Below are 25,755 nucleotides of genomic sequence, written 5' to 3' on the forward strand. Positions count from 1 at the left end.
AAACGCCAAGTTTTCGCTTCATTTTTACCTAGAAGAATAATCAACACGGCTATACATTTGTACCGAATTTCCAAACAGAGAATGGATCTGATATCGACTTACTCAACTATTAATAAATAACTAAAAATTCAAAACAAAATGGTTAAAAAACCCTACTTATTTGGATCGTTACTTGTTTTATCACTTATGCTTAATTCTTGTGGAGGGACTCAACCTTATGCAACAGGAGTTAACTCACAAACACAACGTGTAGATTCAAAATTAAAAAGAAGTGATTATACGATGATGGATCAGCAATACCAAGGTGTTGTGGTTAATACGAAAAAACTCAAGAAATACAATGTAGATCAACTGAAAGAGTTGGCTTTTATGGAAGCAGAAAAAGCAGCGATAAAAGCGGGGGCAGACGGCGTGCTAAATCCTGTTTATATGGTAGATCAAAAAGGAAAAAAATTTTATGTTACAGCTCGTGTTAAGGCTTATAAGCTGAAAAGTGACAACGAATATCTTGACATGGAGAACAATTTAAAACACAATCCAAATTGATAATCCTAGTAAAAATCAATGCTGAAAAAGTAAAATCCTACCTATATATTATATCAAAAAACCGCCTCTGTAATTTAGGATATGCAAATTACAATAGCACTAAATTTAATTAAAACACTTATATACCAAATGATGAAACAAATTCTAAAAATTTCGATTGTAGCTACTTTATTTATGTTTATGTCTTGTAGCAGTGATGATAGTGGAAGTGGAAGCTGCGATGAAGCTGCACTTACTAAAGCATACGAAACTGCTTATAACAATTACAATCAAGATAAATCTGACGCAAACTGTTTAGCTATTGTTAAAGTGATTAAGCAAGCGTTAGACAACAAATGTATTGATCAAGAAGAAGCTGATACTTACGGACAAGGTTTACCTTGTTATAAAAACTAAGCGTGATTCAAAAAGTCTTCTATTGCAACTAAATTAAACAATGAAGTACATGTAATACTAGTATTGCATTAGAAGAAGAATCTCATTTTACCTGAAGTAGAAAGCCTTACTAACGCTTCACCTTACTTCGATATTTAAGTTATTTACCATAACGAATATCAAGAGAAACCGCCATGAATTGGCGGTTTCTTTATTTAAAAATGGATTTAACTACAACCTGTTTTTTCTTCTAGATCCGAGCAAAAGATTATACCCTTTTATTCTTTTTCATTCTTATCCAATAATTGAGTAAACAACGATTTTTCATAAATACGTTTAATTTCTTGTTCTCTCTCTTCTCCTGTCAGATATTCTAATTGCCATGAATTTAACTCGATATCTGTTCCTAGAAATGTAATATAGTCTTGTTCATACTGGATTTCTTTCTCTTTGATCGTTTTAATCTGATGATTTTCAAAACTCGCAGCAAATAAACTTTTCAACTCTTCTTGTTTATATTGCGTACTCAAAATATCATAAGTAAAATGCACTAGCTCCGAGTTGTCGGCAAGTCCATTTTCAAGAAGATTGGGAAAAAGAGTTTGGATTGCCTTATCTATTTGATTCAATCCAACATAACATTTAGCGTAAAGCAAACTCATTGTAATTTTTTCTTCAGCATAAGCATTACCACAAAAATGCTGATAGGTATATTGCTTAGTTAAAGCTAAATACTCTAATGCTTTATCGAAATTCTGTTCCTCTATATAGATTTTAGCTAATTCTCTAGCGGCTCTATTTTTATAGTTTGCATAGGGTTCTCCCATAATACCAGAACCCGCTCCGCCTTTTTCTTTATCATTCGCATTACTTTTCAATACTTGTTCAAAGTGCAATTTTGCTTTATCCTTATTTTGTAACGCTAATTCTGCAAATCCAATATTGTTTAAAGCTCTAAATGTCCATTTTGACTTCGGGTATTCCTTTATTAGTTCTTGATATAAATCAATAGCCTTTATTAGCATTTTATCTCTTATATCAACTGCAAGTTCTTTTGCAGATTTGTCTACACTACTAGAATAAAGATAATAATCTAACGCAAGTTCTTCTTGGATAAAATTTTGAATTAAATACGCTTGTTCAAATAACAATTCGTCTGGACCAATTTTTTTTGCTTGTCCAATTCCTTGATAAAAAGAAAAAAATAAAATAATTGCAAGGATCTGTTTCATTGTTTCTCTATTTAGCTTCGATTTTAAAAATAATCCTGAATGCTTCGTTTCTACTTATCTAGAAACAAATCTTCTTATACATATTGATCAATTACTTTACCAATCAAGTTCACATTTTCTTTACTTACTTCATATTCACTAGCTAATTTTCTCCAAGATAGTATAGCCTCTTTTGTTTGTTCAAGAATAGAATCAACAAGCTCTTTTGAAAGACATGCATTCAACCCCAGTTTCCTCAAATGGATGACTGTTGGATTTTTACCTTCTCCCATAACCATTGTGCTATGTTCACCTCCCGGGCCACTAGAAAAAGTCAAATCATAAGCAGGTGTCATGGACCATTGCCCTTTACTATTCATTAAAAAACTAAAATTCTTTGCATGATCATCTCGATTGTGAACCATGACGTTAAAGACAGCTAAACGATACATTTTTTCAACTTCCCTATGATCTTGAGTTAGGCTTCTAGTTAAAGTAATTAAATCTTCATAATCTAAAGATGGAAACCTAAAATCACTATGTGTCAATCCCGCTACAGTATGGAGGTGAAATCGCTCATTTCTTTCTCTATCAAAGCGCTTAACGGCAAAATATCCACTTCCTTTATCTGAAGGGAATAAATGTACATCAGGCATTAAAATTCCAGCTTGATTCGCCATTAAAGCATAGACATATTCAATTGCTCCTGCATCATTTCCATCTTGAGTATTTGGGAATTTCACTAACCAGTGTTCAAAATTGGGAGTCAATTGTTTTGCTCCATGTACTATTATTTCTCTTTTTTCATCAACACCAATTAATGCTTTAGGTCTAGCACCAGCAGAGGATCCATTTAAAGCCAATAACTCTTTGATTACTAACTCTGATTCTCCCTCTAATACTTGTTTTGTTTGATCAGCTAGGTAATCTAAATCAATTTCGTTTTCCTCGCTAGAAGGACTCTTATCAGGCTCATAAACCAACGCTCCCATTCCATACTCACCAACATAAGCCAAACGATCTAAAACTGTTATTGCAGCAGGTAATATACCGTCTTTTCGCATCATACGATCAAAAAGCAATCGTCCCCAACCATCAGGTAAACTATCTGCAAAAACACCTGCTAATCCTTCAAATGGTTTAGCTGGAAGTTCAATTAGACCCGATTGTAACGGTAAACGAAATGGTGATAGCTCAATAGATTTCGAGAGAAAAGTATCATCATATTCAAAATAAACTATAGCATCTCGTTGCGCTAAACGCCCAACGGGTTCAACTTCATTTCCGAAATCTATTCCTACTTTAATCTCTCTAACTGACTCTCTCATCTTTTACGTCCTCGTTTTCTACTTGTTTTGGTCTCCTCTTTCAAAACATCATCTATGGATTTAAAGGTAACCTTAGGAGGTTCGATTACTTCCAATACATCTTCCAAACTACCTAATACCATCAACAATTTAAGGAAGGATTCTAAAGAAATCACTCCTTTCTGTTCAAACTTTCTAAGTGTAGATAAAGGAACACCAGAACGATCTGCTAACCCCTCTTGTGTAAGCTCCTTTAATAATCGTCTTTCACGAATAAACGCTGCAAGTTTCAACTGTGCTTTATAAGGTGATATAAGAAACATCATGATGGTATTTAAAGTTAAAAATATGCTTTAACTAACATTATTGTATTACAAATATACAAAACAACAAACTGATAAACAATGGTATTTCGGCTTGATTCTTATTGAAAAACAAGTTCGAATATTTATGTTTTCCTTACTCTTTCACAAAGTCAAAGTCAATCACCATATCCTTATTTGACACCTTCGCTTTTAGTTTATCTCCATCCAATTGATAGGCGATATGTGTTGGAAAATCGTGCGCTTCATTGACACAAAGCAAGGTGTTTTCTTTTAATTCTGCGACTTTAAATTCGACTGTATCGGCTTCATCTGAGGTTCTGACAAACAAGCTCCATTGTCCATTTACTTGTTCTACTTTCATATACTCTTTACTCAAGGTATCTCCTTGTGCAAGTGTATAGCCAATTCCATCATATTGCGTAGCACTTGTTTTTTTCCACGTTTCAAAAGTAGAACGACCTGCTTCGTCATTGGTTCTTTTCCAATTCCCCAAAAGCCAATCTAAATTTGCGGTTTGGGTTACTTCTGTTTGCGCTTGTGTCGCTACAGGTTCTTGTTGTGGATGCTCTTTCCCGTCTTTGCATGAGGCAAATACAACAGCCATAATCGCTAGTACTATTCCTTTTTTCATCGTTTCAATTTTTAGTGTTTGTGTGAGTTATCTATTAAAGGTAGTTAATTCTATAACATCCTATAAAAAAGTGGTTCTCTTTTTTTTCCTGCTAAACTTTACCTAAAAAGAAAGGAAGATGACTAAAAACTAAATATATTTGTTTCATTCATGATGAAGTACAATCGACATATCGCCCAATTTTTGTGTCTCATATTTGTTTTGTTAGGGGTTGAAAAGATTAATTTTTTCGCCCAACAAGATTGTGAGGACAAGCAGTCTTTCTGTCCGATTGCGAATATGTATGTCTATCAGTTGGGGGCTACTCCTTCAGAAGATACTGGAAAAGCGACCAAGAGTAAAAGCTGTAAGACGACCAACATCAGCTGTGAAACGTTTTTTATTGCACAAGTGTTGGAACAACCGCAAACAAAAGATCGACTTCGCTTTACAGGCAAACTGTACTTCTACCAACCTGTCATCCATTCGAATCCATATATAACACTAGTAGATCCTCCTCCTAATGTTTCAGTACTATACAACAAGAGCTCCCAAAAGGAGCTCTTGTTCGTTTTTAGCCTTGTTTAGCCTTGTTTAGCCTTTATAAACAACAAAGGGCCACTCTGATCGAGTGGCCCTTTTGGGAATTAAAATAATGTGTTTATAGCAGCACTAATTTTACATTTTTACAATGATAAACTCACTTCTTCTATTTTCTTGGTGTTGTTCTTTTGAACATGGAACACCATTTTTGCATTCGTTGATTAACTGACTTTCTCCATATCCTCTTCCTGAGATTCGCTCTGGATCAATGCCTTGTTTAATCATCCATTGCATTGTTGATTTTGCTCTACGGTCTGATAACTTCATATTATAAGCATCATTTCCACGGCTATCCGTATGCGAACGAACGTCAATCTTGATATTTGGATACATTTTCAATACCTCAACAACTTGTGCTAATTCTACTGCTGCATCAGGTCGGATGGTTGCTTTATCAAAATCGAAATAAATTGGTTGTAATTTCAATTTCTTGAATAAATCATCATCTTCCGTAATTGTTTCTTGAAGAGGCTCTAATCCAATTTCTACTTGCTCTACTGCATTTAATTCATACCCCATGGTCTGCGCAATTTCTTTGGTTTGGAATCCTTCCGCTTCTGCTTTTAAACGGTATTTTTTACCACAATCTAGGTCGGTTACATTAAACTTCCCTTGATCATCTGCATGAATACTATCCAATACCGTGTAAGTAGCATCATATACCGTGATTTTAGCATGGGCTAAAGATTCTCTTGTAGAAGCATTAAACACCCAACCAGCAATACTTTGTTTGCAAATGATTTCTTTCTTCTCTTGTACGAAGTAGATATCATCTCCTCCTGTTCCACCAGCTCGATTGGAGCTAACGAATCCCTTTTTTGTTTTAGGATCAAAGTAGTAACCAAAATCATCCGCAGGACTATTCATTGGCTCTCCAATATTTGTAACGGTTCCAAAAGATCCATCTACATTCATTTTCGCCATGAAGATGTCTAATCCACCTAATCCAGGTCTACCATCGGTTGAGAAGTAGAGCATAAAATCACTTGAAATAAACGGAAAAGTTTCGCGTCCTTCTGTATTAATTTGCTTTCCTAGATTCTCTACTTTCGCAAAGCTTCCATCTTCTAATATCGCTACGCGAAATAAATCACTTTGTCCGATAGATCCACTGCGATCTGAAACGAAATACAACCATTTATCATCTGGCGTTAACGCAGGGTGTGCGTTATTTGCTTTCGCATCATTAATCGTCAATGCCACAGGCTTGCTCCAAGTTCCGTCTTCTTGTAACGTAGATTTGAACAACTGTAACAAGGCATTTTTAAAGCGATTCTGTTGTATTTCATCTTTGGTTGCACTTGCATTTTGAGTAAAATACATCGTTTTACCATCTTTGGTGAAAACAGCCGTTGATTGGTTGATGTCCTTTCCATCTCCATTGAAGAAGGTATGGGGTTCATCAAATGTTCCGTCCTGTTTAATTTTTGAAGCATATAAACTTGTATAGGCTTCATTGGTCCATTTGTGTACTTTATTCCCCGAAACATCATTTGATGCTCTCGCAGAGGTATAGATCAATTGATCTTTAAAAATCGCTGCTCCATAGTCTGAATACTCACTGTTGATTTGCAGCGCTTCTACTTCATAGCGATTTGAACGCTTCTCAATATCCGTTCTGTAATTATTCTTGTTTGCTTCAAACAATTGAGCGCGAGAATCCGTTTGTTCCAAAGCTGTAAACTTCGTCATATAGGCATCTGCTTCTTCATATTGTTGCATCGCACGCAAGGTTTGTGCATAGCGATAGTAATATTCTGAACCGATAGAGGCCTGATTCTCTTTCGCAAATTGAAATAGTTCTTCATACCATTTATTCGCCTCAGTCAGCTTGCCATTAAAATAATAAGCATCTCCTAGTTTTTGCAGCGTGTTTACGCTTTTAAATCCTTTTTCAACTGCTTTTTCATATATCTCAATCGCATTGATATACTCGTACTTTTCAAATTTTTGATCTGCTTTATTTTCACGCCTTTCTTGTGCCCATCCTATTGATGTTGTCAACGCGATTGAAGATAAAACTAGTAATTTAACTAATCTCTTTTGCATAATTTATCATCTTTAGGTTAGAAGAAACGCGGCGATGTTTTTCTTGTGTATCGATTAAAGATATCGGCACGTAAGAAAAACTCATGTGATCCACTGTTGTAATGTTTCAATTTGGATGTATCTGCATCATAAGAATATCCTACGAATAGGCTTTCACTGATTTGAAATCCGACCAATCCACTAACAGCGGCATCCCAACGATACGCAACTCCTGCAGTTAATTTCTCAAAAATCAAGAAATTTGCGGTTAAGTCAATCTGTAAAGGTGCTCCTTGTACCGTTTTCATTAAGAATGCAGGTTTGAATTTTAAATCTGGATTGATATCAAATACATATCCCCCGATTAAATACAACTGCATGCGTTGTTTCATTGTTGTTACATCGTTATCATCATAACGGTGTGTTTCTAAAAAGCTAGGCACGGATACCCCTAAATACGATCGATCAGAATAAAGGTATACCCCTGCACCAATATTGGGTGTAAACTTATTGGAGATATTTTCTTGGATATTGATATCTGAGGGATCAAAAGGATGTCCTTTTGTATAATCTACATTCAAGAGATCCGCAGAGGCTTTTAATCCGAAAGCCAATTGATAGTTATAGTTCAGTTTTATTTTGTACGAGAAATCAATAGCAATATTGTTCTCATCCATAATACCAATCTTATCATTGACAAAAGAAAGGCCCAATCCTACATTAGAATCATTAATAGGCGTACTTACGGAAAAGCTCGCTGTTTTTGGAGCTCCATCTAATCCTACCCATTGTGTTCTATAATTTCCAAATACACTTAATACTTCTCTTGTACCAGCATACGCAGGGTTATAAACAGAAGTGTTATACATGTATTGTGCAAACTGAGGTTCTTGCTGTGCAAAACCTTGTTGAGCAGCACTTATCAATACTAAGGCTGTTCCAACTTTTTTGAGTTTGTTTAAAAAATTCATCCTTACTATTAATTCGTTTCTAAATGTAAATACCCTGCTTTCTTAATCGTTCTCGATGCGCCGTCTTTCTCTACTTCATAAACAATAACATAGTAATATGTTCCTGAAGGTAGCTTCTCACTATCATTTAAGGTCATTTTCCCTTTAGAATAGCCTGTAAAAACATTGCCATTTGAATCGTAGTTTTTCGTTTCAAACACTTTAGCTCCCCATCTGTTGAAAATTTGAACGCTATTGTTTGGAAATCTTTGGATGTTATCAATAAAGAAATAATCATTCACTCCATCACCATCAGCGGTAACAATGTTATAGATTACGACATCTCCTTCTAATAACCAATCTGTTTTGACAGTTGCTAATGTAAAGTATCCCAATCCTTTTATTGTTGCTGGTGTGATGATACGATTGGTACTCATATCGACAATTCCACCTTCATCAACCCATATTTTCTTTTCTTCATCCCAACGAACAATATGTAAATCTTTTTCAGGGTTTTCAAGTACAGTAGGAGAAGTTGTACGATCATCCCAACTTAACTCGAGGATGACGTTTTTTTCTTCTTTGTTTGCCTTTCCATTTTTGTTTCCTGTCTCGTCATTGGTTTCTTTATCTATATACCAATACTCCGTTGTATTCAAGGTTTTGATTACACCTGCAGCATTTGATTTATCATGAAAAAAAGCATCGTCTTTGTACTTATATCCTCCTACATAAACTGTGCTGTTTTCTGGCGCAGTAATATGAGCAGGGCGATAGTACCCATGATTTCCTATGGGAAAAGTAAAAGCATCCTTCCCTACTTTATCTACCGTACCATTCACATGGCTTTGGTCTGATGGGTTATTCGCTTTGGCTCCTTCCATAAAAGCAAAAGAACCTTTACTTTCTTCCATTGTTACAATTCCATCTACAAACTCAACTTCTCCTTTTGTTGAAATATCATTGCTTAAGTAAAAAGCACTTTCAGCAGTTGAATTATTCAGTTCGAGGTTATTGAAACGGATCCCTTGACTTCCACCGATGAGTTGTTGTTGATTAGCAGTAAAGATTGTTTTACCTGAATTTTTCAGTTTTCCATCTTCTCTAAAATCAAATATTCCATCATTGGACAAGTTATGGTATACATACAACGTCCCGTTGTTGAATACCGAAGCTTCCTCTTTGTTTTCCATCGGGAAGAGCGTTGCCATTTCTGTATTTGGCATAATGTACAAACCACCGTAATTAACGGTTTGTCCAAACGCTAAACCTCCTGTCAAAGCAAAAAAACCAAGCAAGATTTTGTGGTTTATTCTCATCTCTTCTTATTCTTTAACAACGAAAACAATATTCATCACAGAGTATGGATTACCTGAACCAGTTACGGTATAGGTCATTTTTCCATCTGCTGTAATAGAAATACCAGAAAAAACAGCCGCATCATAATCTGTTACATAGTAATATAAATCAGTTGCCTCAGGGAAATGCGGAATTACTGCGGGTGCTCCAACGCTACTAGCTGTATTACCAACTAACGTAAATTGATTTACATATTCTTGGTATAAATCTTTATTTCCAGCACCAGGTGTTCCCGTATTAAAAACAATAGAAGGCATATAGAAGAACTTCACTGCTTTATTGTCTGAAGTTACCATTTGTTGCCATTTTGTTCCATCATTATAATAGAACCCAGGGACTACATCATTTTGTCTTTTGGTATTGTAAACGGTCATACCTGCTACATGCGCTTCTAATGGAGCAAAATCTGTTGTACTAACCAATTCTAATCTTGGCAATAATAGACCTTTATCTGAAGCTTCAATTTCAAGCATCGCGTTCGCATTGATTGTTGGTGTACCCCCTACTTTAGTTTGAGCGAAACCTACTGTGCTCAATACTGAAAATACGAATCCTAAATATATCTTTTTCATCTTATTGTTTTGTTTAAGTTTAAAATGATGGGGTTTATCTGTTACAATAAAGCCCCATCATTTCGCTATTGATTAATTTAAATTAGGGTTGAACTTGCTCGTTTGAAGCATATTCAACTACAACTTCATAAGCACCTGCTGGCAACATCATATATTGATTACCTACACCAATATTAAATTTCACTGTTGTTCCAGTCTCTACAGTAACATCCGTTGTGCTCTCCGTTACAATGTGTCCTGTTGCATTGAGTAATTTGATTCCCAATACCTGTCTAATTTGTTTATCACCTGCTAAACTAGCAAACGACACAGGCGTAGCAACTGCAGAATACACTTGGATGGTTGTAGCTCCTTTTCCTAGATACACTTTATATCCATTGTAAACATTTCCAGTGAACACTGTTTCTCCTTCATTAATAATTGTATCACCTAATGCTTGCTTCACAATATCTTTGTACTTGTTAATCAAGTTCACTAAGAAAGAAGCTGGTAATTCAATTTCTTTGTTCTCTTTAGTACCATCTTGCTTGGTAATTACTTGGTAGAATACAGCAGGAGTATTATCATCATTATCGTGATCTCCGAAGTACACGTTACCTCCTAAATTCAATACATTCGTGATTGCATTCTTAATCTCTTCGTTATTGTTGATTGAGTTTAAGATATCTTCCGTCATGTTGATGTAATCTTTTTGATCTCCCTCAGCATTGTACTCATAAAAGATTTCGCCTTTTTTCACATCTCCTGCTATTGGTGCTGTACGTACTTCTCCAAAAGCTGGTAATGTACCATCCACTGAAACTTCAGCGCGTTTGATTTGCGTTTTCGTCTCTGTCTGCGCAACTAAATCTTTAATATCAATAGTCTTGTAGCTATTAGATGCTTCATCCCAATATTGGAATACCCAAATTTTCTGACCCGCATTGGCTGGATCATCGATTTCTCTGTACACTACATTTCCATCTGAATATTGAGAAATGTACTGTAAGTATTCTTCTACTGTGGTAAACGTTTTATCACCTTCTGTTGTAGTAATGGTGATATTCGTTGGTGATTCTAAAATCTCTTGGATGTTGTTGATTACACCACCTACTACATCTACGTGAATTGCACCGGTTGGAACAGCCGTCCAATTTGCTGGATCTGTTTCTCCTCCTGCTTTGATATACGCCTCTGATAAGTAGTATTGTTTGTTGTTGTACACAACAATTGTTGTATTGGTCTCAGCTGCTTCTACTAAACCTTGGATGTCGATGGTTTTGTACGTATTTGTTGCTTCATCCCAATATTGAAATACCCAAATTTTCTGACCTGCATTGGCTGGATCGTCAATTTCTCTGTACACTACATTTCCATCTGAATATTGAGAAATGTACTGTAAGTATTCCTCTACTGTGGTAAACGTTTTATCACCTTCTGTTGTAGTAATGGTGATATTCGTTGGTGATTCTAAGATCTCTTGGATGTTGTTAATCACACCACCTACTACATCTACGTGAATCGCACCTGCTGGAACAGCCGTCCAATTTGCTGGATCTGTTTCTCCTCCTGCTTTGATATACGCTTCTGATAAGTAGTATTGTTTGTTGTTATAAGTAACAATCGTAGTATTGGTTTCAGCTGCTTCTACTAAACCTTGGATGTCGATGGTTTTGTACGTATTTGTTGCTTCATCCCAATATTGGAATACCCAAATCGTTTGACCTGCATTGTTTGGATCTGCAATTTCTGTATAAATTACATTCCCATTTGAATACTGAGAAATATACTGTAAATACTCCTCTACGGTTGTAAACGTTTTATCACCTTCTGTTGTAGTAATGGTGATATTCGTTGGTGATTCTAAGATCTCTTGGATGTTGTTAATCACTCCACCTACTACATCTAGGTGAATCGCACCTGCTGGAACAGCTGTCCAATTTGCTGGATCTGTTTCTCCTCCTGCTTTGATGTACGCTTCTGATAAGTAGTATTGTTTGTTGTTGTACACAACAATTGTTGTATTGGTCTCAGCTGCTTCTACTAAATCCTTGATGTTAATAGTTTTGTACGTATTTGTTGCTTCATCCCAATATTGGAATACCCAAATTTTCTGACCCGCATTGGCTGGATCGTCGATTTCTCTGTACACTACATTTCCATCTGAATATTGAGAAATATATTGTATGTATTCTTCTACTGTGGTAAAGGTTCTACTTCCTTCTATTGTGTTAATCGTAAGATTGGTTGGTGATTCTAAAATCTCTTGGATATTGTTGATTACGCCACCTACTACATCTACGTGAATCGCACCTGCTGGAACAGCCGTCCAATTTGCTGGATTTGTTTCTCCTCCTGCTTTGATATACGCTTCTGATAAGTAGTATTGTTTGTTGTTATAAGTAACAATCGTAGTATTGGTCTCAGCAGCTTCTACTAAACCTTGGATGTCGATGGTTTTGTATGTATTTGTTGCTTCATCCCAATATTGGAATACCCAAATCGTTTGACCTGCATTGGCTGGATCTGCAATTTCTGTATAGATTACGTTACCATTTGAAAATTGAGTAATGTATTGCAAATACTCCTCTACGGTAGTAAAGGTTCTATCCCCTTCAACGGTAGTAATCGTAATATTCGTTGGTGATTCTAAAATCTCTTGGATATTATTTACCACGATATCCTTCACTTTGATTGGCATTGCTCCAGGTGCATTATTTGGAATATTCGCAATTGTATTTGCTGGATCTGCTGCTAACCAATCGATAATTGTTTGCTCTGAAAAGTAAATCATTCCGATTACTTTCCCCTCTGCATTCAATACCTCTTTCATGAATGTTTTCGTTTCAAAACCATTCACCATATCCTCAAAATTGATTTCTTGAGTTGTGTATGTTTGTGTTGTGGCATCATACGTTACCGTATAAAATTTACCATCTTTATATACTACTGTCGTATGTGTTTCTGGCGTAGTAGCATCATTAGAAGGATTAGAAGGTAAAATGTAATTAATTACTGTTTGTATGTTTTTTACATCTGCTTCTAAATTGGTAATATTATCGCCTAAATTTTCAATAACTTGATCTAGCTCTGCTTTTCCAACAATTCTATTCCATTTGGAATCAACCCAGTAATAGAATCCGGTTGGAATATCAGCACCGTTACTATTATATACTAATAAACTCTCCGTTTGTGTTCCTACAATTGGCTTAAATTCATTTATCGCCGTTAATGGAACGCGAGGAATTAAAATACCCTTATCGTTAGCTGTCACGTCTAATTGTGTAGACGAAACAGGTGTTGGTATACCTATACCTACCTGAGCATTCGCAAAATATGAAGCTCCTAAAACTGCCGCTAATAATGTGATTTTTTTCATAGTGCTATATGTTTTAATTCTCTAGTATATCTTATTTAATTTTTTGTGTGACGTTCAGATTTGACTTTACTGAACAATTTTTCAATAGTAAGCGAATAGGTAATCTTCTACCTATGACACAGCCATTTCTGTACGTTTGTACATAAACAACACTGTATTTTGGTCCTAAACCTGTATCACCAGGTAATTCATCCTGATATTCCGGTAAATGATAAGGTAATCTGAAGTTATTCAACCCTTCTGTTGGAACTGGTGTACCACCTGTTTCTTCGGTATAAACTTCATAAGTAGAACAGTTGTCTTCAGCATTAATAGTTAATATACCGCCTTGACATAAGTCTAAATATTCCTCGTCTATATCAATACCAACATCAATTCGAGGAGCCACTGTTACTTCGTATATTCTAGTAAGGTCTCCGAGTACTCCAACCACGCTTCCATAAGAAATCTTAACGCGATCAAAAGGTTGATCAATGTCTTTGATGATCATTTTATACTTATTGCGATACCCCAATCCTAATAATTTTAAATCTAGAATTTGAGCACCATTTGTACCATCAATCTCTGCTCCTACTTTTTGATCTCCTAAATAGCGTTGGATTGTATAGCCTTTAATTAATTCTAAACTCAAAATAGGATTTCCAGGAACCTCCGTTACGATATGTAATTTATCTCCAGGCATCGCTTGTTGTTTAAAGATTACTGTTAAACTTGCAGAATTCAACACAGCAATACCTCTAGCTATCGTAGCATACGTTTCAAGATTGCCATCCACGGCATTCCATGGATTAGCAACAGAAGCGGTTGCGCTTGCTGCACCTACACCTAAATCTTGCACTCCATGTAATACATCTAGTACTGCTGGATGTACATTATCAGAAACAGGTTCACAGTATTCAGGCGAAAATGCACTTACATTTTTCGTATGATACGCATGGTACACTTTAGCTATTTGAGCCACACTCAATAAAGATCCTTGAGAAACACGAACTCCTTTATACTTTTTAGGACCAGTTCTATCAGAAGGAACGAATGTATATTCAATCACATTATCTGCTGCTAATAAATCTAATAAACCACCTTGAACTGATTTTAACGTTCCGATGGTATTACCATCAGCATCTAATCCTACAACTGAAATACCTCCAGCTAGCATCAATCCACTGTATTGTTTTCCAAGCTTAATGGTTACAGGAGTACCCGCGGTCGCTTCTTCTTCAAAGTAGATATTTTGCCATACGGTACCGATACCTAAAAGTCCAATACCCGTTGTTAATGTAGAATAAGTTGTTGGATCTCCATCAAGGGTATTACTTGTATCACTAACTCCTCCCGTAATGATAGATCCCCAGCTTGATGAACCTGTTGCATATACTCTCTCTATCATAGGCGGGCATAAGCTATCATCATAAACGGTAATCATTACGTTTTCAACAGATTCACATTGATTAGTTCCCTGAGCCACTACAGTTAAGAGGTAAACTCCAGGAGTGTCAAATGTGATAGAAGATCCATCAAATTCTATAGCCTGATCATTATACCATTTTATAGTTCCATTTCCTCCTTCAACAGTAGCTGTTGGCAAGGTTACTGTTACTGTATTTTGATCTCTTGGTATGGTCACATTAATACGTTGACTCGATGAAAATTGAATAACTGGCGTAGGAAGTTGAGTCACGACAAAAGGATCTGATTCAACTGAAACTTCTACTCCTTTGGTATAAACAACCGTATAACTACCTGGATAATTAGTTGTTAGTGTTTTTTCCTTTCCGTAATTTGGATTCGTCGACCCTGCCATTGTCGCATCAATCGCTTCATCGCCAAAATACCATTGGTACGTATCTGCCTCAGCAGGACCTTTATTCGAATCTAAAGTAAACTCCGTATCTGGACATACAGCATTCCCGTGATCTGAAGTAATAATCGCCTTAGGCAATGCCGTACTGTGTACTACTTTAATAATCGTTCCAGGGTTCTTTGTAAGATCTGGTTCTGTAGGGTTGGTATTATCTACTGGTGGATAAGAAGGATATGAAATAATATCTCCTGCCTCTTTCGTAAAAGCAGTGTTTTTTATTTGTAAGATACCCTCTAACGTAGGATTTACAGCTACTGTAAATACAAATCTTTGCTCATTCCCTGGTGTCATTGTACCTGAGAAATTGTAAGTTATTAGATCTCTATTAACCGACAAAGTTCCATTGGACAAATCAGTACCAAAAGATGTACCTGTAGGGATTCGGTCAGACACTGAAAATTGATTAACTACTGTTGAACCAACGTTTTTCACGTGAATTGTATATTCAATTGTTTCTCCTCCTGTTACGAAATCAGTAGCAGCATCATCATTTACTTTGTATGATTTCCATGATACTAAGTTTTGATCGGGTCCATAGGGACTACAAAGTCTTTCTACCTTATAGATTTCTACTGGAGGAAATACTCCAACACCGACTACACTTTTAATACTAATCGCAATTCGATCATATATGCCATTGGGTTTAAATGGAATATCAACAACATTAGCAGAATTTAGCAAGCCTAAAAGATCTACTCCTTCCAACAATTCGTTATTCCAGTCCAAACGATCTACAAGAGCATCCCCTCTATAAGCTGCTATTTCTAAATTTGCCAATAGGTCAACACTTACGCCTCCTGCACCAACTTTTAAGCGGATATTAGTAATATCGTCTGCTTCAGATAGTGAATTAAAATAAATCCATTGTTTCACACCACCTGCAACACTAATTGTACCTAAACTCATTTGTGAGCCATGGGTAGAATTATCATCAATAGCACGTTCAGGGTATGTAACTCCTGCCCCGCCTAAAGCATTCACAGATAAATTAACTCCTTCATATTCAAACGAAGTTGCAAAAGGAGCTACACAAGTTGCTGGAGCAGTTTCATAACACATCCCATAAACATTCATGCTGTTGGGTTGTGCCAAAAGGCCTAAAGCACTATTTGTTTTATCAATAATACGAACGGATTTATAAGCACTAGTTGGCGTAATAGCTAAATAGGTTCGTCCTAGTTTATCAACCACAACTCTAATGGTTCCTTCACTTGAAGAAGCATTAGTCGTTTGTGTTCCTCTATTTAAAATAACAGTTCCTTGTTCATTTTTTACTTGAACTTCAAAATCGTGATTTCCAAATACTAATCCATTTAATATTCCGGTGACTAGGTTCCCTAAACTTCCGCTTATTAACTTTTCTAAAGCCGTATTTTCAAAATCTATACGGACATAAGACGTGGTGTTGGCAGGTACCGAAGCGGCATATCCCATTTCAACAAAACCTTCAAATTTATTTCCTAATCCCAATAAAAACCCTGCTCCTGATTGCAACGTTGCATAGGAATCAAAGTTACCATCAAATAGGTTATTGATATCATTGGCGTTATTTGCGTCCAATAATTCAGTTGCACAAACTGGTGTCGTAAAAGGAGAAACCCCACTTGATTCAGGACAAGTTGTACTCACGCGTTTCACATCATATAAGCGAATGGCTGGTACAACAGAGGCATTCACTAAAGACCCAACCTGTATTTCAACACGGTCGAATGTTTGGGTTGTATCAAAAGTCAACGTTTGAATTCCCCCTGATTTGAATAAGTTTAATAGATTTAGATTATTAATCAAACCTTGTTGTAACGTGAATACTTCTTTCTGTTGATCACCTAAGAAAGTGACCACACTATACTTACCTGCTAAATCCAAAGCTAAAAGTCCTGTAGGATTTAACTGTAAACGCATTTTTATCTGGTCACCTGCTTGAGAAGGTTTTCCGAAGTAAATTGCTTGTCTTACTGTTGCCGCAACAGCAACTGTTCCAGTACTAATCTCTGCATAATCAGAAGAATTACCACTAATTGCATAATATGGATTAGTTACTCCAGCCCCATTCAACGAACCTACACTCAGACTGAGTCCAGTTTGATCGTAAGATGTAAACTGTGGTGCAAAACACGGATTTGTTCCGATTTCACGACACATATTATATACATTTAAAGTGCGGATTTCTCCATTTGGGATACCTGATACTTTATTAGTAATCTTGATGCTTTTATAGGCTTGATTAGGTGTAACTGCAAGATAATATCGACCGATTTTATCTTGAACAACGGTCATTTTTCCACCTGTTGTAGAAGTAAAACTAGAACTACTACTCGCATGAGCAATTGGATTTGGATTTGTCTCATTATATACATCTACTTCAAAATAGTGCTTTCCTAATATAGCTCCCAAAGTTCCATCAAGTAAACTACCTAAGGTTCCACCTAGAAGTCTACTCAATATTTCGCCTTCCATACCGATACGGATATACGAAGTTGTATAGGCAGGAACCAAGTCTGGATAAGCCATTTGGATCATACCCGAAGCATATTCTCCAGCTAATAACGTTCCTGCTTTTGCATATAAAGTTGCATAGGTTTCGTTATTATTATCCAATACATTCGTAGCGAAATCAACATTTTGGAAATCCACTAAAGAAGTAACACAACTAGCGGTTTCAAAAGGTACTTGTGTTGATTCTGGATCCCTATAATTCGGATTAATGCATGTAGTTCCATCATAGCGTTCTACATCATAAATGCGCAATCCACCACTAGCTAGACCAACATTTACCGAGGTATTCATACGAACCTCTACTTTATCAAACGCTTTACCAGGGGCAAAGGTTAAAGTAACGGGCTCATTATTATGCAAAAGTCCTGCAATATCTACCCCATTTAATAATCCCCCACTTAAGGCTCTTAGATAAACAAGTTCATCATTGCCATAGAGTCGCACTTCAATATTAGAAAGCAAATTAAGATCTAATACTCCTGTATTACCTCCTAGTTTGATATTGACTGTTCCATTACTCGATGATTTTGTTGGAAAATAAAAATATTGTGAAATACTACTTCCTACATTAACTGCTAAAAGATTTCCTCCTTTTAAAACAGAGAAAGAATTTGCGTCATTATCAATTGATTTACCATATTGATTCGTACCTATAGTAGTAAATAATCCACCAAGCACGTCGAGATTTAATCCTACCGAACCAACTCCTGTTGCCAAAGGTTTTCCACATGAAGCCTCTCCTGTATAATAAAAAGCTTCATATATATTCATCTCATAATTTTTGGAACCGAGTAAATTCAAAGCACTAGCTTCACTTCTCAATTTAACTCTAATTCCTTCATAAGGAACTTTAGAAGTAATTGCTAACAATAAATCTCCTGACTTCGTTTCTACGAAAGTAGTTTTTAGATTCGTGCCCGCAATTGGCGAACCATCTCCAGCATTTGCGTATGCTTCGACAAATATCTTATCTCCTAACAAACCCAAGAGACCTCCTAAGACCCCCCCCAAATCAAGGCTTGCGCCTCCAGCAGTAACTTTTGAAACTTTGACATAACTCGTTGTTCCAATAGGAATCTTATGATCAAAATTAGTTTGAACCCATGCCTCTCCATTTTTGGTGACTACTGCTGCTACAGTTTTAGCTTTTAACGTTGCATAGGTAGATTCATTTCCATCCTTAATATTTTGAGCCCCTATAACTTCCGCATAATTAGTATCTGTTGTAGGCTGATAGCTTCCTTGTCCTAATAGGGCCTCTTTCACATTTGTGCCCGATTTTACAGAAGTTGCCAAAACCTTCGTTTGTCCATATCCTTGGACCAATGGTACTAAGAGTACCAGAAAAATTAACACCCTCGTCCAGAGGGAAAAAGTAATTTTCTCTTCCATGTGTTGTCTATTAAACATATTATTATAGTTTTTAATGTGTAAGGTGTATATGTATAGCACAACAACAATATGCATGATACGCATATGTGTCATAAATAGAAGATCTACTAAAAAATATAAAGAAGTGGTTCCAATACAACAGTGTATGGAACAGAAAAATACACGGAAATGCTACACTGTGTAAGTACAGCGTAGACATTCCTATTGCTACTAATACATTTAAATTTACTCAGCCCAAGTCAACTTAAATCTATTTTTTATATTTATTTTTTTTCGATCAATCCTGCGTAGTTTTTAAGCATCCCACTTAAAATATCTACAGAAATACACTTTCGTTTCTTCTTATAGTTCTTTCTCTTTTTTTTGCTTTTTTTTTCTGGATTTTCCTTTTTTTCACTCAGCCCAAGTAAATTATTAGAAAACCACTGAAATGTCCTTTATGCTTATAAATACTTATATTTTTTACTCCTTTTCTTAGGTTTTCCTTCGTTTTAGTAGCAAAAGGTATAAATATATCTTCATGATTTTATGCGTTATTGTATAAAATCAACACAAAAATAAACAATTACATGCAAATAATAAACTATTTATAGAATATTATTCACAATACATCAACTTAAAAAATTATCATATTCACATTTATTTTTTGAAATAAAAAGGATAATAACCTTTGAAAAAGTTAATATCAAAACAAAAAACAACCTAAAAAGTTAATTAACAACTATTAAATGATTTTAAGTTAATTATTTTGAGAAGAGTCAAAAAATCGCATTTTTCGAAGTGGTTCTAAAAAGACATCTTGAAGTATAAAAAGTGCTTTTTGTCCTCTAAATAAGGATAGAAATAAGCGATAAAAAGTCGTCCAATATACTGCATTTTTAGTTTTAAAAAAATGCGTTCAGCGTGTATTTTTACAAGTGATACTCCTTTTTATAAAAAATTATCAACGCAGTAAAGAAAAGTGCTTTTTTCCCTATTACCTGCAATCTAATTACACCCCTTATTTTTAACCTAAAATTAAACGTTAAATACGTTAAATTCAGGTTCCTTTTATAAAATCTCATTATGTGAATTTTTTCTTAATCCAGCACAATTATTTTACTCTAAGAACCAAAACTGGGTTGAATCCTATATACATTTTATTGCGTTCGTAAGATTTCTTACATTTGGCAAAAGACTATTATTATGCAACAAAACGCCAATATAAAAACCGCCATAGCGGACAAAATTGCAACTATTACGTTTTATAGCCCTGCAAGTAACTCATTTCCAAGCTTATTATTAGAAGAGTTAACCACTGCAATTACCCAATTAGATAGCAACACAGCGGTTACCACTGTTATACTTCAAAGTGAAGGAACAGGTGCTTTTTGCGCAGGTGCTTCTTTTGATGAATTATTGGCTATCCAAGACAAAGCCACAGGAAAGAAATTCTTTTCTGGTTTTGCACATGTTATCAATGCCATCCGCAAAAGTCCAAAAATATTTATCGGCCGTATTCACGGAAAAACGGTAGGCGGAGGGGTTGGATTAGCAGCTTCTTGTGATTATTGTTTTGCTACAACACAGGCGTCTATCAAATTATCTGAGTTAGCCATTGGTATTGGTCCATTTGTTATCGAACCTGCTGTATCGAGAAAAATAGGAAAAACCGCTTTTACTTCCATGTCTTTAGCTGCACATGAATGGAAAACAGCTTCTTGGGCACAACAACAGGGTTTATATGATGAAGTATATGAAACGACAGAGCGATTAGATCTTGAACTCAACACTTTTGCACAGCGCGTTAGCGCCTATAATCCAGAGGCCTTAACCGAAATGAAACAAATCTTTTGGGAAGGAACTTCAAATTGGGATGAATTACTCACAGAAAGAGCAGAGATTTCTGGTCGTTTAGTATTATCAGATTTCACAATTAACGCGTTAAACGCTTTTAAAAATAAATAATAGCATCCGCTGAATAAACACGATTTCACTTGAAATCGTGTTTTTATTTTACCTACCTTTAAAAGAAAAATGAAAATCAAACGATTATCATTCCTTCTCCAGTCTTACCTGTTACTAGGCTCTTGTATCCTTTTAGCACAGCATAGCACTACATCACAGGATACTGAAGCATTTAAACAGCTTACGGTTGCCACAGGACTGACAACTTTAGGTTTCAATTTAGAAATAGCAACTCCACTGTCTCCCCATTTTCTACTAAAAGGAGGTTTCAATACCTACAGTTATAGCACCCAATCGCATCGTTTTAATTTAGACGATCCTTATGGTGCATTACGTCAAGCTTTTGGGCAAAACGTAGCCTATGATATGAAAGCTAAAATGAATAATGTACACGGCAATCTCGTTATCGACTACTATCCATTCAAAGGGGGGATACTCTATCTTAGTGGAGGGTTTTACTTTGGAAAAACAAAGCTTTCTGCAAATGGAATCATCGTCAACCGCGATGGAAGTCCAGCGCAATTACAACCACCCTACGATTGGCCTGAACTTGAATTCAATGGTCAGAAACTGGATATTACTAACGGAAAATTAGATGCGGAGTTAACACTCGGCAATACCATCAAGCCTTATGTTGGCATAGGAATAGGTCGAGCCGTACCTAAAAGACGATTTGGCGTAAAATTTGAACTCGGACTTTTATATGCTGGCGATTATGAACTAAAACAAAATGGAGTTGAGATTAGTCCAACACTAGCAAGAGGCAATAACTTTGGAGAAGTAGACACCTACATCAATTGGTTTAAATATTATCCAATGGCAAAGCTTCAACTCCAGTATCGTATATTTTAAAATCAACGGCTCAAACCAAAACCTAACCAAAGAAGGGACAACCCAACTAGATTTTTCACTACCTTTGTCAAAATTTTTGGTTATGTCTAAAATTAGAATTACAAAACAATTTACGTTCGAAACAGGTCATGCATTATATGGATATGACGGTAAATGTCGCAATGTACACGGACACAGCTATAAACTAGCTGTTACAGTAATTGGTACACCTATCACCGATTCCTCTAATGTAAAATTTGGGATGGTAATTGATTTCAGTGATCTAAAGAAAATAGTAAAAGAAGAAATTGTAGATATTTTTGATCATGCTACAGTCTTCAATAAAAATACCCCTCACGTTGAGTTAGCACAAGAGCTGAAAGACCGTGGACACCACGTAATTTTAGTTGATTATCAACCAACAAGTGAAAATATGGTGCTTGATTTTGCTAATAAAATCAAGAATCGTTTACCGGAGAATCTGGCTCTGTTTTCGTTGCGTTTACAGGAAACAGATTCGTCTTATGCAGAATGGTATCAATCTGATAATCTATAGACTCCTGTGAATTTTACTATTGATACAACAAAAGGGATTTACTTTGCTTCTGATCAACATTTCGGAGCTCCTACGCGTGAAAAAAGCATGCCGCGAGAACAGCTTTTTTTAGCCTGGTTGAACGAAAAGGAAGAAGACATGGGGGCTCTATTCATCTTGGGCGATCTATTCGACTTCTGGTTTGAATATAAAACGGTTGTACCCAAAGGATTTGTTCGTATACTTGGCAAATTAGCCATGCTAAGAGACAAGGGAATTCCCATCTACTTCTTTGTTGGCAATCACGATTTATGGATGAATGATTACTTCCAAACAGAGTTAGGTATACCTGTTTTTCATGAACCCCAAGTTTTCAACATCAATGGCAAGCGTTTTTTCATTGGACATGGCGATGGCTTAGGTCCTGGAGATTTAGGGTACAAACGAATGAAAAAAGTATTTACCAATCGATTTTCTAAATGGTTGTTCAATTGGTTACACCCTGATATTGGGGTGCGTTTAGCACAGTACTTATCCGTAAAGAACAAATTAATCTCAGGAGCTGAAGATGTGCGTTTCTTAGGAGAAGACAACGAATGGCTAGTTCTTTATGCAAAGCGAAAATTAGAACAACAACACTATGACTACTTTGTGTTTGGACACCGCCACCTACCGATGGTGATTGATTTAAATCAACAATCAAAATATATCAACCTAGGGGATTGGATTAATTACTTTACCTATGGTCACTTTGACGGTGAATTTCACCTTGAAAAATATAAAAAGCCTTCTGAATAGAAGGCTTTTTTTGTTATCGTGAAGTTGTTATTTGCAAAGTCGTGAGATTTATCAATCAAAGGAAAATTTACTTCGTTTCGATCCCCCATAACTCATTTGTATTAAGTGAGGTTTGTGCTTTGTGAGGTTTGCTCTTTGTGAGGTTTGTGCTTTGTGAGATTTATCAATTAAAGTTTTCACCCATAATCCCATAACCTAACTCATTTGTATTAAGTGAGGTTTGCTCTTTGTGAGATTTATCAATTAAAGTTTTCACCAATAACCCAAACTCATAACCCATCACCTATCACTCGTAACCATCCCCCATTAAAAAGGTTTATCCAAAACCCATTCACTATGCCCAAAGTAATTCCAAGGCACGCTTGCTAAATCGACATTCTCATCGATATAACGGCTATACTCCCGTCCGTTAACCGAAACCCAACTGTCAGCATAAACGGCAACATCTACCCCTTTAGCAGCATATTCTTTCTTAATATATTGCGCCATTTGCCAAATCATATCGGATGTATTCAAACGGGCTTCTTGTTTTCTACTTAGTATGCCTTCTGCATTATAGAAACTGCGCTCTTTTGTGTTTTTATCTTCTACAATAAAGGTGGTATATCCCCCTCTAGAACGCAACATCATACGCCAGCTTAAACGATGAGCCTCATCTGTCCATAAGATATCCCCTTCTATAAAATGTTGTCTTAAAGGCAAAGCAAATTGAATAAACATAAATACGGCTAAAAACCCTAAAACAGGTTTGCTTAACTGAGGAGTTGCGAAATTTTCCTTTTGTTCCAAAACGGGTTTCTTTTTCAAAAAGATACGTCGAATTTGATCGGAAGGATAGAAGAATAACGCAAACGTAAGAGCGAAATAAGGGAAAATTCCAATATGTAAGGTTACAGAATTGAACAAGTGAAAGATGAAAGAAGCGATTAAAGCCAGGGTACGCGTACGTTTCCACAACAAAGCTGGAACAATCAGTCCATCGAATATAATTCCTAAGTAGGCAATAATCAAATAGAATTCTTTCTGAGTAAATATTGTTTTGAAAAAATCGGGAATATTAGCCGATTGATACATAATTTCAGTAAAGGTACCGTCCAACCAATCCGGATAAAACTTTGCAATAGTACCGTATACATACAGTACGCTCACCTGAAAGATAAAAATCCAATTAAAATAAAGCGGCATAGCTAATTCTTCTTTGACGCGATTGGCTTTTACATCTAACGATTTATACGATGCAGCAGGTAAAAAACACATATAAACACAAATAATCATCAAGAGATAATAGTGATTATTATACGATGTTTTCTGTAAAAAGTAGGTTCCTGCCCAAAGTAAAGTCAGCAAAGGCATAGACCATTTATAGCGATACCCTAGCATTACAGCTAAGGAGGTAAGTCCCATTACAAAAAAGTAAACATACATTTGCGGCCCTACTAAGACTTGCAAAAAATCCATATAAATATGGGAGAAGGTAAACTTGACGTCTACCATATTCAATCTTACCCATCCCGTAGCAATAGCGCCAAAAGATTCGCAGGCAAATAAAAATCCGAAAAAAATTCTAAATATAATTAAAGGGGCATTATCAACGGGTTGTAGTGCTTTTTTCCACATGGCGATCAAAATAAGCTCTCGTCGCTAATTCATCTTGTTTTAAACAAGCGATAAGCTCTTCGAGCGAGTTAAATTTTTGTTCATCTCTAATGCGATCCAAGATACGAACTTTTAACGTTTTATTATATAAATCTCCCGACCAATCTAGAAAATTTACTTCTATTGTATGGGGATGATTCACAAAAGTAGGATTAATACCAATGCTCATCATTCCTTTTACTCGTTCCCCTTCTATTTCAGACTCCACCACATAGATACCATTTTGTGGAATCATTTTATACGACTCAGAAATTTCAAAATTAGCAGTTGGAAAACCTAATGTACGGCCTAATTTTTTACCGTGAATTACTTTACCTGAGAAATGGTAGGCATGACCTAAAAACTCATTCGCTAAAGCTATATTTCCGTCCTCTAATGCTGTTCTAATCTTTGTTGAACTAATCGAAACATGATCGATTTCCTGTGCAGAAATCTCCTCCACCTCAAATCCATAAAATGCACCAAAACGCTTTAAATCGTGAATATCTGCTGTCCTGTTTTTTCCAAAACGGTGATCATATCCAATTATAATCTTGGAAATATTAAAGGTGTCAACTAATACTTGTTTGACAAATTCTTCAGCAGTTAAATTTGCAAAGTCCAAGTCGAACTTTTGTACCACAAGATTGTCTAAGCCTAAGTGCGCTAATAGTTCTTGCTTTTCTTCTAAAGTATTAAGCAAGCGAATACCGTGATCTTGTTTCAATACCATTCGCGGATGTGGAAAGAAGGTTAATACCAAGCTTTCAGCATCCAATTCTTTGGCAGCATCCACTAACTTCTTTATAATCATTTGATGTCCAATATGTACACCATCAAAGGTTCCTAGTGTTGCAACAACTTTTTTATCTGTTTTAAATTCGCCAATGGAAGAAAATATTTTCACGATGATAACTTTAGTCTATTAAGGGGATTTTACTTAGTTTTGCCCCGTTTTCTAAATAAAAATTCAAGCTGTAAAAATACTTCATTTTTTACAAATCACATGAATTAT

Annotated in this window: 19 protein-coding genes; 7 read left to right on the forward strand and 12 right to left on the reverse strand. The window is 35.8% G+C overall.

Annotated features, from left to right (window positions below; translation table 11 throughout):
* Positions 1-138 precede the first annotated feature (138 nt).
* The gene (locus ACUTSE_RS04740; protein ID WP_147279647.1) at positions 139-546 is read left to right on the forward strand and encodes a hypothetical protein; all 408 of its coding nucleotides are present in this window, start codon (positions 139-141) and stop codon (positions 544-546) included.
* Positions 547-675: 129 nt separating this feature from the next.
* A complete protein-coding gene (locus ACUTSE_RS04745; protein ID WP_115092229.1) occupies positions 676-942 on the forward strand; it encodes a hypothetical protein in 267 nt (88 codons plus the stop codon).
* A 257-nt stretch (positions 943-1,199) separates the two neighbouring features.
* Here ACUTSE_RS04745 and ACUTSE_RS04750 read toward each other — a convergent pair whose 3' ends face one another.
* The 4 genes from ACUTSE_RS04750 to ACUTSE_RS04765 form a co-directional block, all read right to left on the reverse strand.
* Positions 1,200-2,153 carry a tetratricopeptide repeat protein gene (locus ACUTSE_RS04750; RefSeq protein ID WP_445639432.1) on the reverse strand — a complete coding sequence of 318 codons (954 nt, stop codon included), beginning with the start codon at positions 2,151-2,153 and terminating at the stop codon, positions 1,200-1,202.
* 74 nt (positions 2,154-2,227) lie between these two features.
* A complete protein-coding gene (locus ACUTSE_RS04755) occupies positions 2,228-3,460 on the reverse strand; it encodes a type II toxin-antitoxin system HipA family toxin (protein ID WP_445639433.1) in 1,233 nt (410 codons plus the stop codon).
* The gene (locus tag ACUTSE_RS04760) at positions 3,457-3,765 is read right to left on the reverse strand and encodes a helix-turn-helix domain-containing protein (protein WP_445639434.1); all 309 of its coding nucleotides are present in this window, start codon (positions 3,763-3,765) and stop codon (positions 3,457-3,459) included. Before ACUTSE_RS04760 ends, ACUTSE_RS04755 begins: the two co-directional genes overlap by 4 nt.
* A 133-nt stretch (positions 3,766-3,898) precedes the next feature.
* Positions 3,899-4,396, reverse strand: a complete 498-nt coding sequence (locus ACUTSE_RS04765; protein ID WP_445639435.1) for a DUF6265 family protein — start codon at positions 4,394-4,396, stop codon at positions 3,899-3,901.
* A 150-nt stretch (positions 4,397-4,546) separates the two neighbouring features.
* On the opposite strand from ACUTSE_RS04765, the gene ACUTSE_RS04770 reads away from it, so the two are divergent.
* Positions 4,547-4,963, forward strand: coding sequence for a hypothetical protein (locus ACUTSE_RS04770; protein WP_445639436.1), 417 nt, complete (start codon positions 4,547-4,549; stop codon positions 4,961-4,963).
* A 90-nt stretch (positions 4,964-5,053) separates the two neighbouring features.
* Here the strand turns inward: ACUTSE_RS04770 and ACUTSE_RS04775 are convergent, their stop codons facing one another.
* The 6 genes from ACUTSE_RS04775 to ACUTSE_RS04800 form a co-directional block, all read right to left on the reverse strand.
* The gene (locus ACUTSE_RS04775) at positions 5,054-7,027 is read right to left on the reverse strand and encodes an OmpA family protein (protein ID WP_445639437.1); all 1,974 of its coding nucleotides are present in this window, start codon (positions 7,025-7,027) and stop codon (positions 5,054-5,056) included.
* Positions 7,028-7,044: 17 nt separating this feature from the next.
* The gene (locus ACUTSE_RS04780; protein ID WP_115092224.1) at positions 7,045-7,977 is read right to left on the reverse strand and encodes a PorP/SprF family type IX secretion system membrane protein; all 933 of its coding nucleotides are present in this window, start codon (positions 7,975-7,977) and stop codon (positions 7,045-7,047) included.
* Positions 7,978-7,985: 8 nt separating this feature from the next.
* Complete coding sequence (locus tag ACUTSE_RS04785) at positions 7,986-9,275, reverse strand: gliding motility-associated C-terminal domain-containing protein (protein ID WP_445639438.1); 1,290 nt, start codon at positions 9,273-9,275, stop codon at positions 7,986-7,988.
* Positions 9,276-9,281: 6 nt separating this feature from the next.
* On the reverse strand, positions 9,282-9,887 hold the full coding sequence (locus ACUTSE_RS04790; protein WP_445639439.1) for a hypothetical protein: 606 nt from the start codon (positions 9,885-9,887) through the stop codon (positions 9,282-9,284).
* 82 nt (positions 9,888-9,969) lie between these two features.
* Positions 9,970-13,245 (reverse strand): hypothetical protein, encoded by a 3,276-nt coding sequence (locus tag ACUTSE_RS04795; protein ID WP_445639440.1) that lies wholly within the window; start codon positions 13,243-13,245, stop codon positions 9,970-9,972.
* Positions 13,246-13,276: 31 nt separating this feature from the next.
* Positions 13,277-19,012 (reverse strand): DUF11 domain-containing protein, encoded by a 5,736-nt coding sequence (locus tag ACUTSE_RS04800; protein WP_445639441.1) that lies wholly within the window; start codon positions 19,010-19,012, stop codon positions 13,277-13,279.
* Positions 19,013-20,179: 1,167 nt separating this feature from the next.
* Between ACUTSE_RS04800 and ACUTSE_RS04805 the strand changes: the two genes are divergently transcribed.
* The 4 genes from ACUTSE_RS04805 to ACUTSE_RS04820 all read left to right on the forward strand — a co-directional run bounded on the left by ACUTSE_RS04805 (position 20,180) and on the right by ACUTSE_RS04820 (position 23,105).
* Complete coding sequence (locus tag ACUTSE_RS04805) at positions 20,180-20,941, forward strand: enoyl-CoA hydratase/isomerase family protein (RefSeq protein WP_445639442.1); 762 nt, start codon at positions 20,180-20,182, stop codon at positions 20,939-20,941.
* A 69-nt stretch (positions 20,942-21,010) separates the two neighbouring features.
* The gene (locus ACUTSE_RS04810) at positions 21,011-21,793 is read left to right on the forward strand and encodes a hypothetical protein (protein WP_445639443.1); all 783 of its coding nucleotides are present in this window, start codon (positions 21,011-21,013) and stop codon (positions 21,791-21,793) included.
* 82 nt (positions 21,794-21,875) lie between these two features.
* Positions 21,876-22,328, forward strand: coding sequence for a 6-pyruvoyl trahydropterin synthase family protein (locus ACUTSE_RS04815; protein WP_445639444.1), 453 nt, complete (start codon positions 21,876-21,878; stop codon positions 22,326-22,328).
* A 6-nt stretch (positions 22,329-22,334) separates the two neighbouring features.
* Positions 22,335-23,105 carry a UDP-2,3-diacylglucosamine diphosphatase gene (locus ACUTSE_RS04820; protein ID WP_445639445.1) on the forward strand — a complete coding sequence of 257 codons (771 nt, stop codon included), beginning with the start codon at positions 22,335-22,337 and terminating at the stop codon, positions 23,103-23,105.
* A gap of 306 nt (positions 23,106-23,411) precedes the next feature.
* On the opposite strand, the gene ACUTSE_RS04825 is transcribed toward ACUTSE_RS04820, so the two are convergent.
* Positions 23,412-24,722 carry an HTTM domain-containing protein gene (locus tag ACUTSE_RS04825; RefSeq protein WP_445639446.1) on the reverse strand — a complete coding sequence of 437 codons (1,311 nt, stop codon included), beginning with the start codon at positions 24,720-24,722 and terminating at the stop codon, positions 23,412-23,414.
* Positions 24,694-25,647: a bifunctional riboflavin kinase/FAD synthetase gene (locus ACUTSE_RS04830; RefSeq protein WP_445639447.1), complete on the reverse strand. Its 954-nt coding sequence runs from the start codon at positions 25,645-25,647 to the stop codon at positions 24,694-24,696. Before ACUTSE_RS04830 ends, ACUTSE_RS04825 begins: the two co-directional genes overlap by 29 nt.
* Between the last annotated feature and the right edge of the window lie 108 nt (positions 25,648-25,755).

It is taken from the genome of Myroides sp. TSA_177.3 (genome assembly GCF_052691955.1).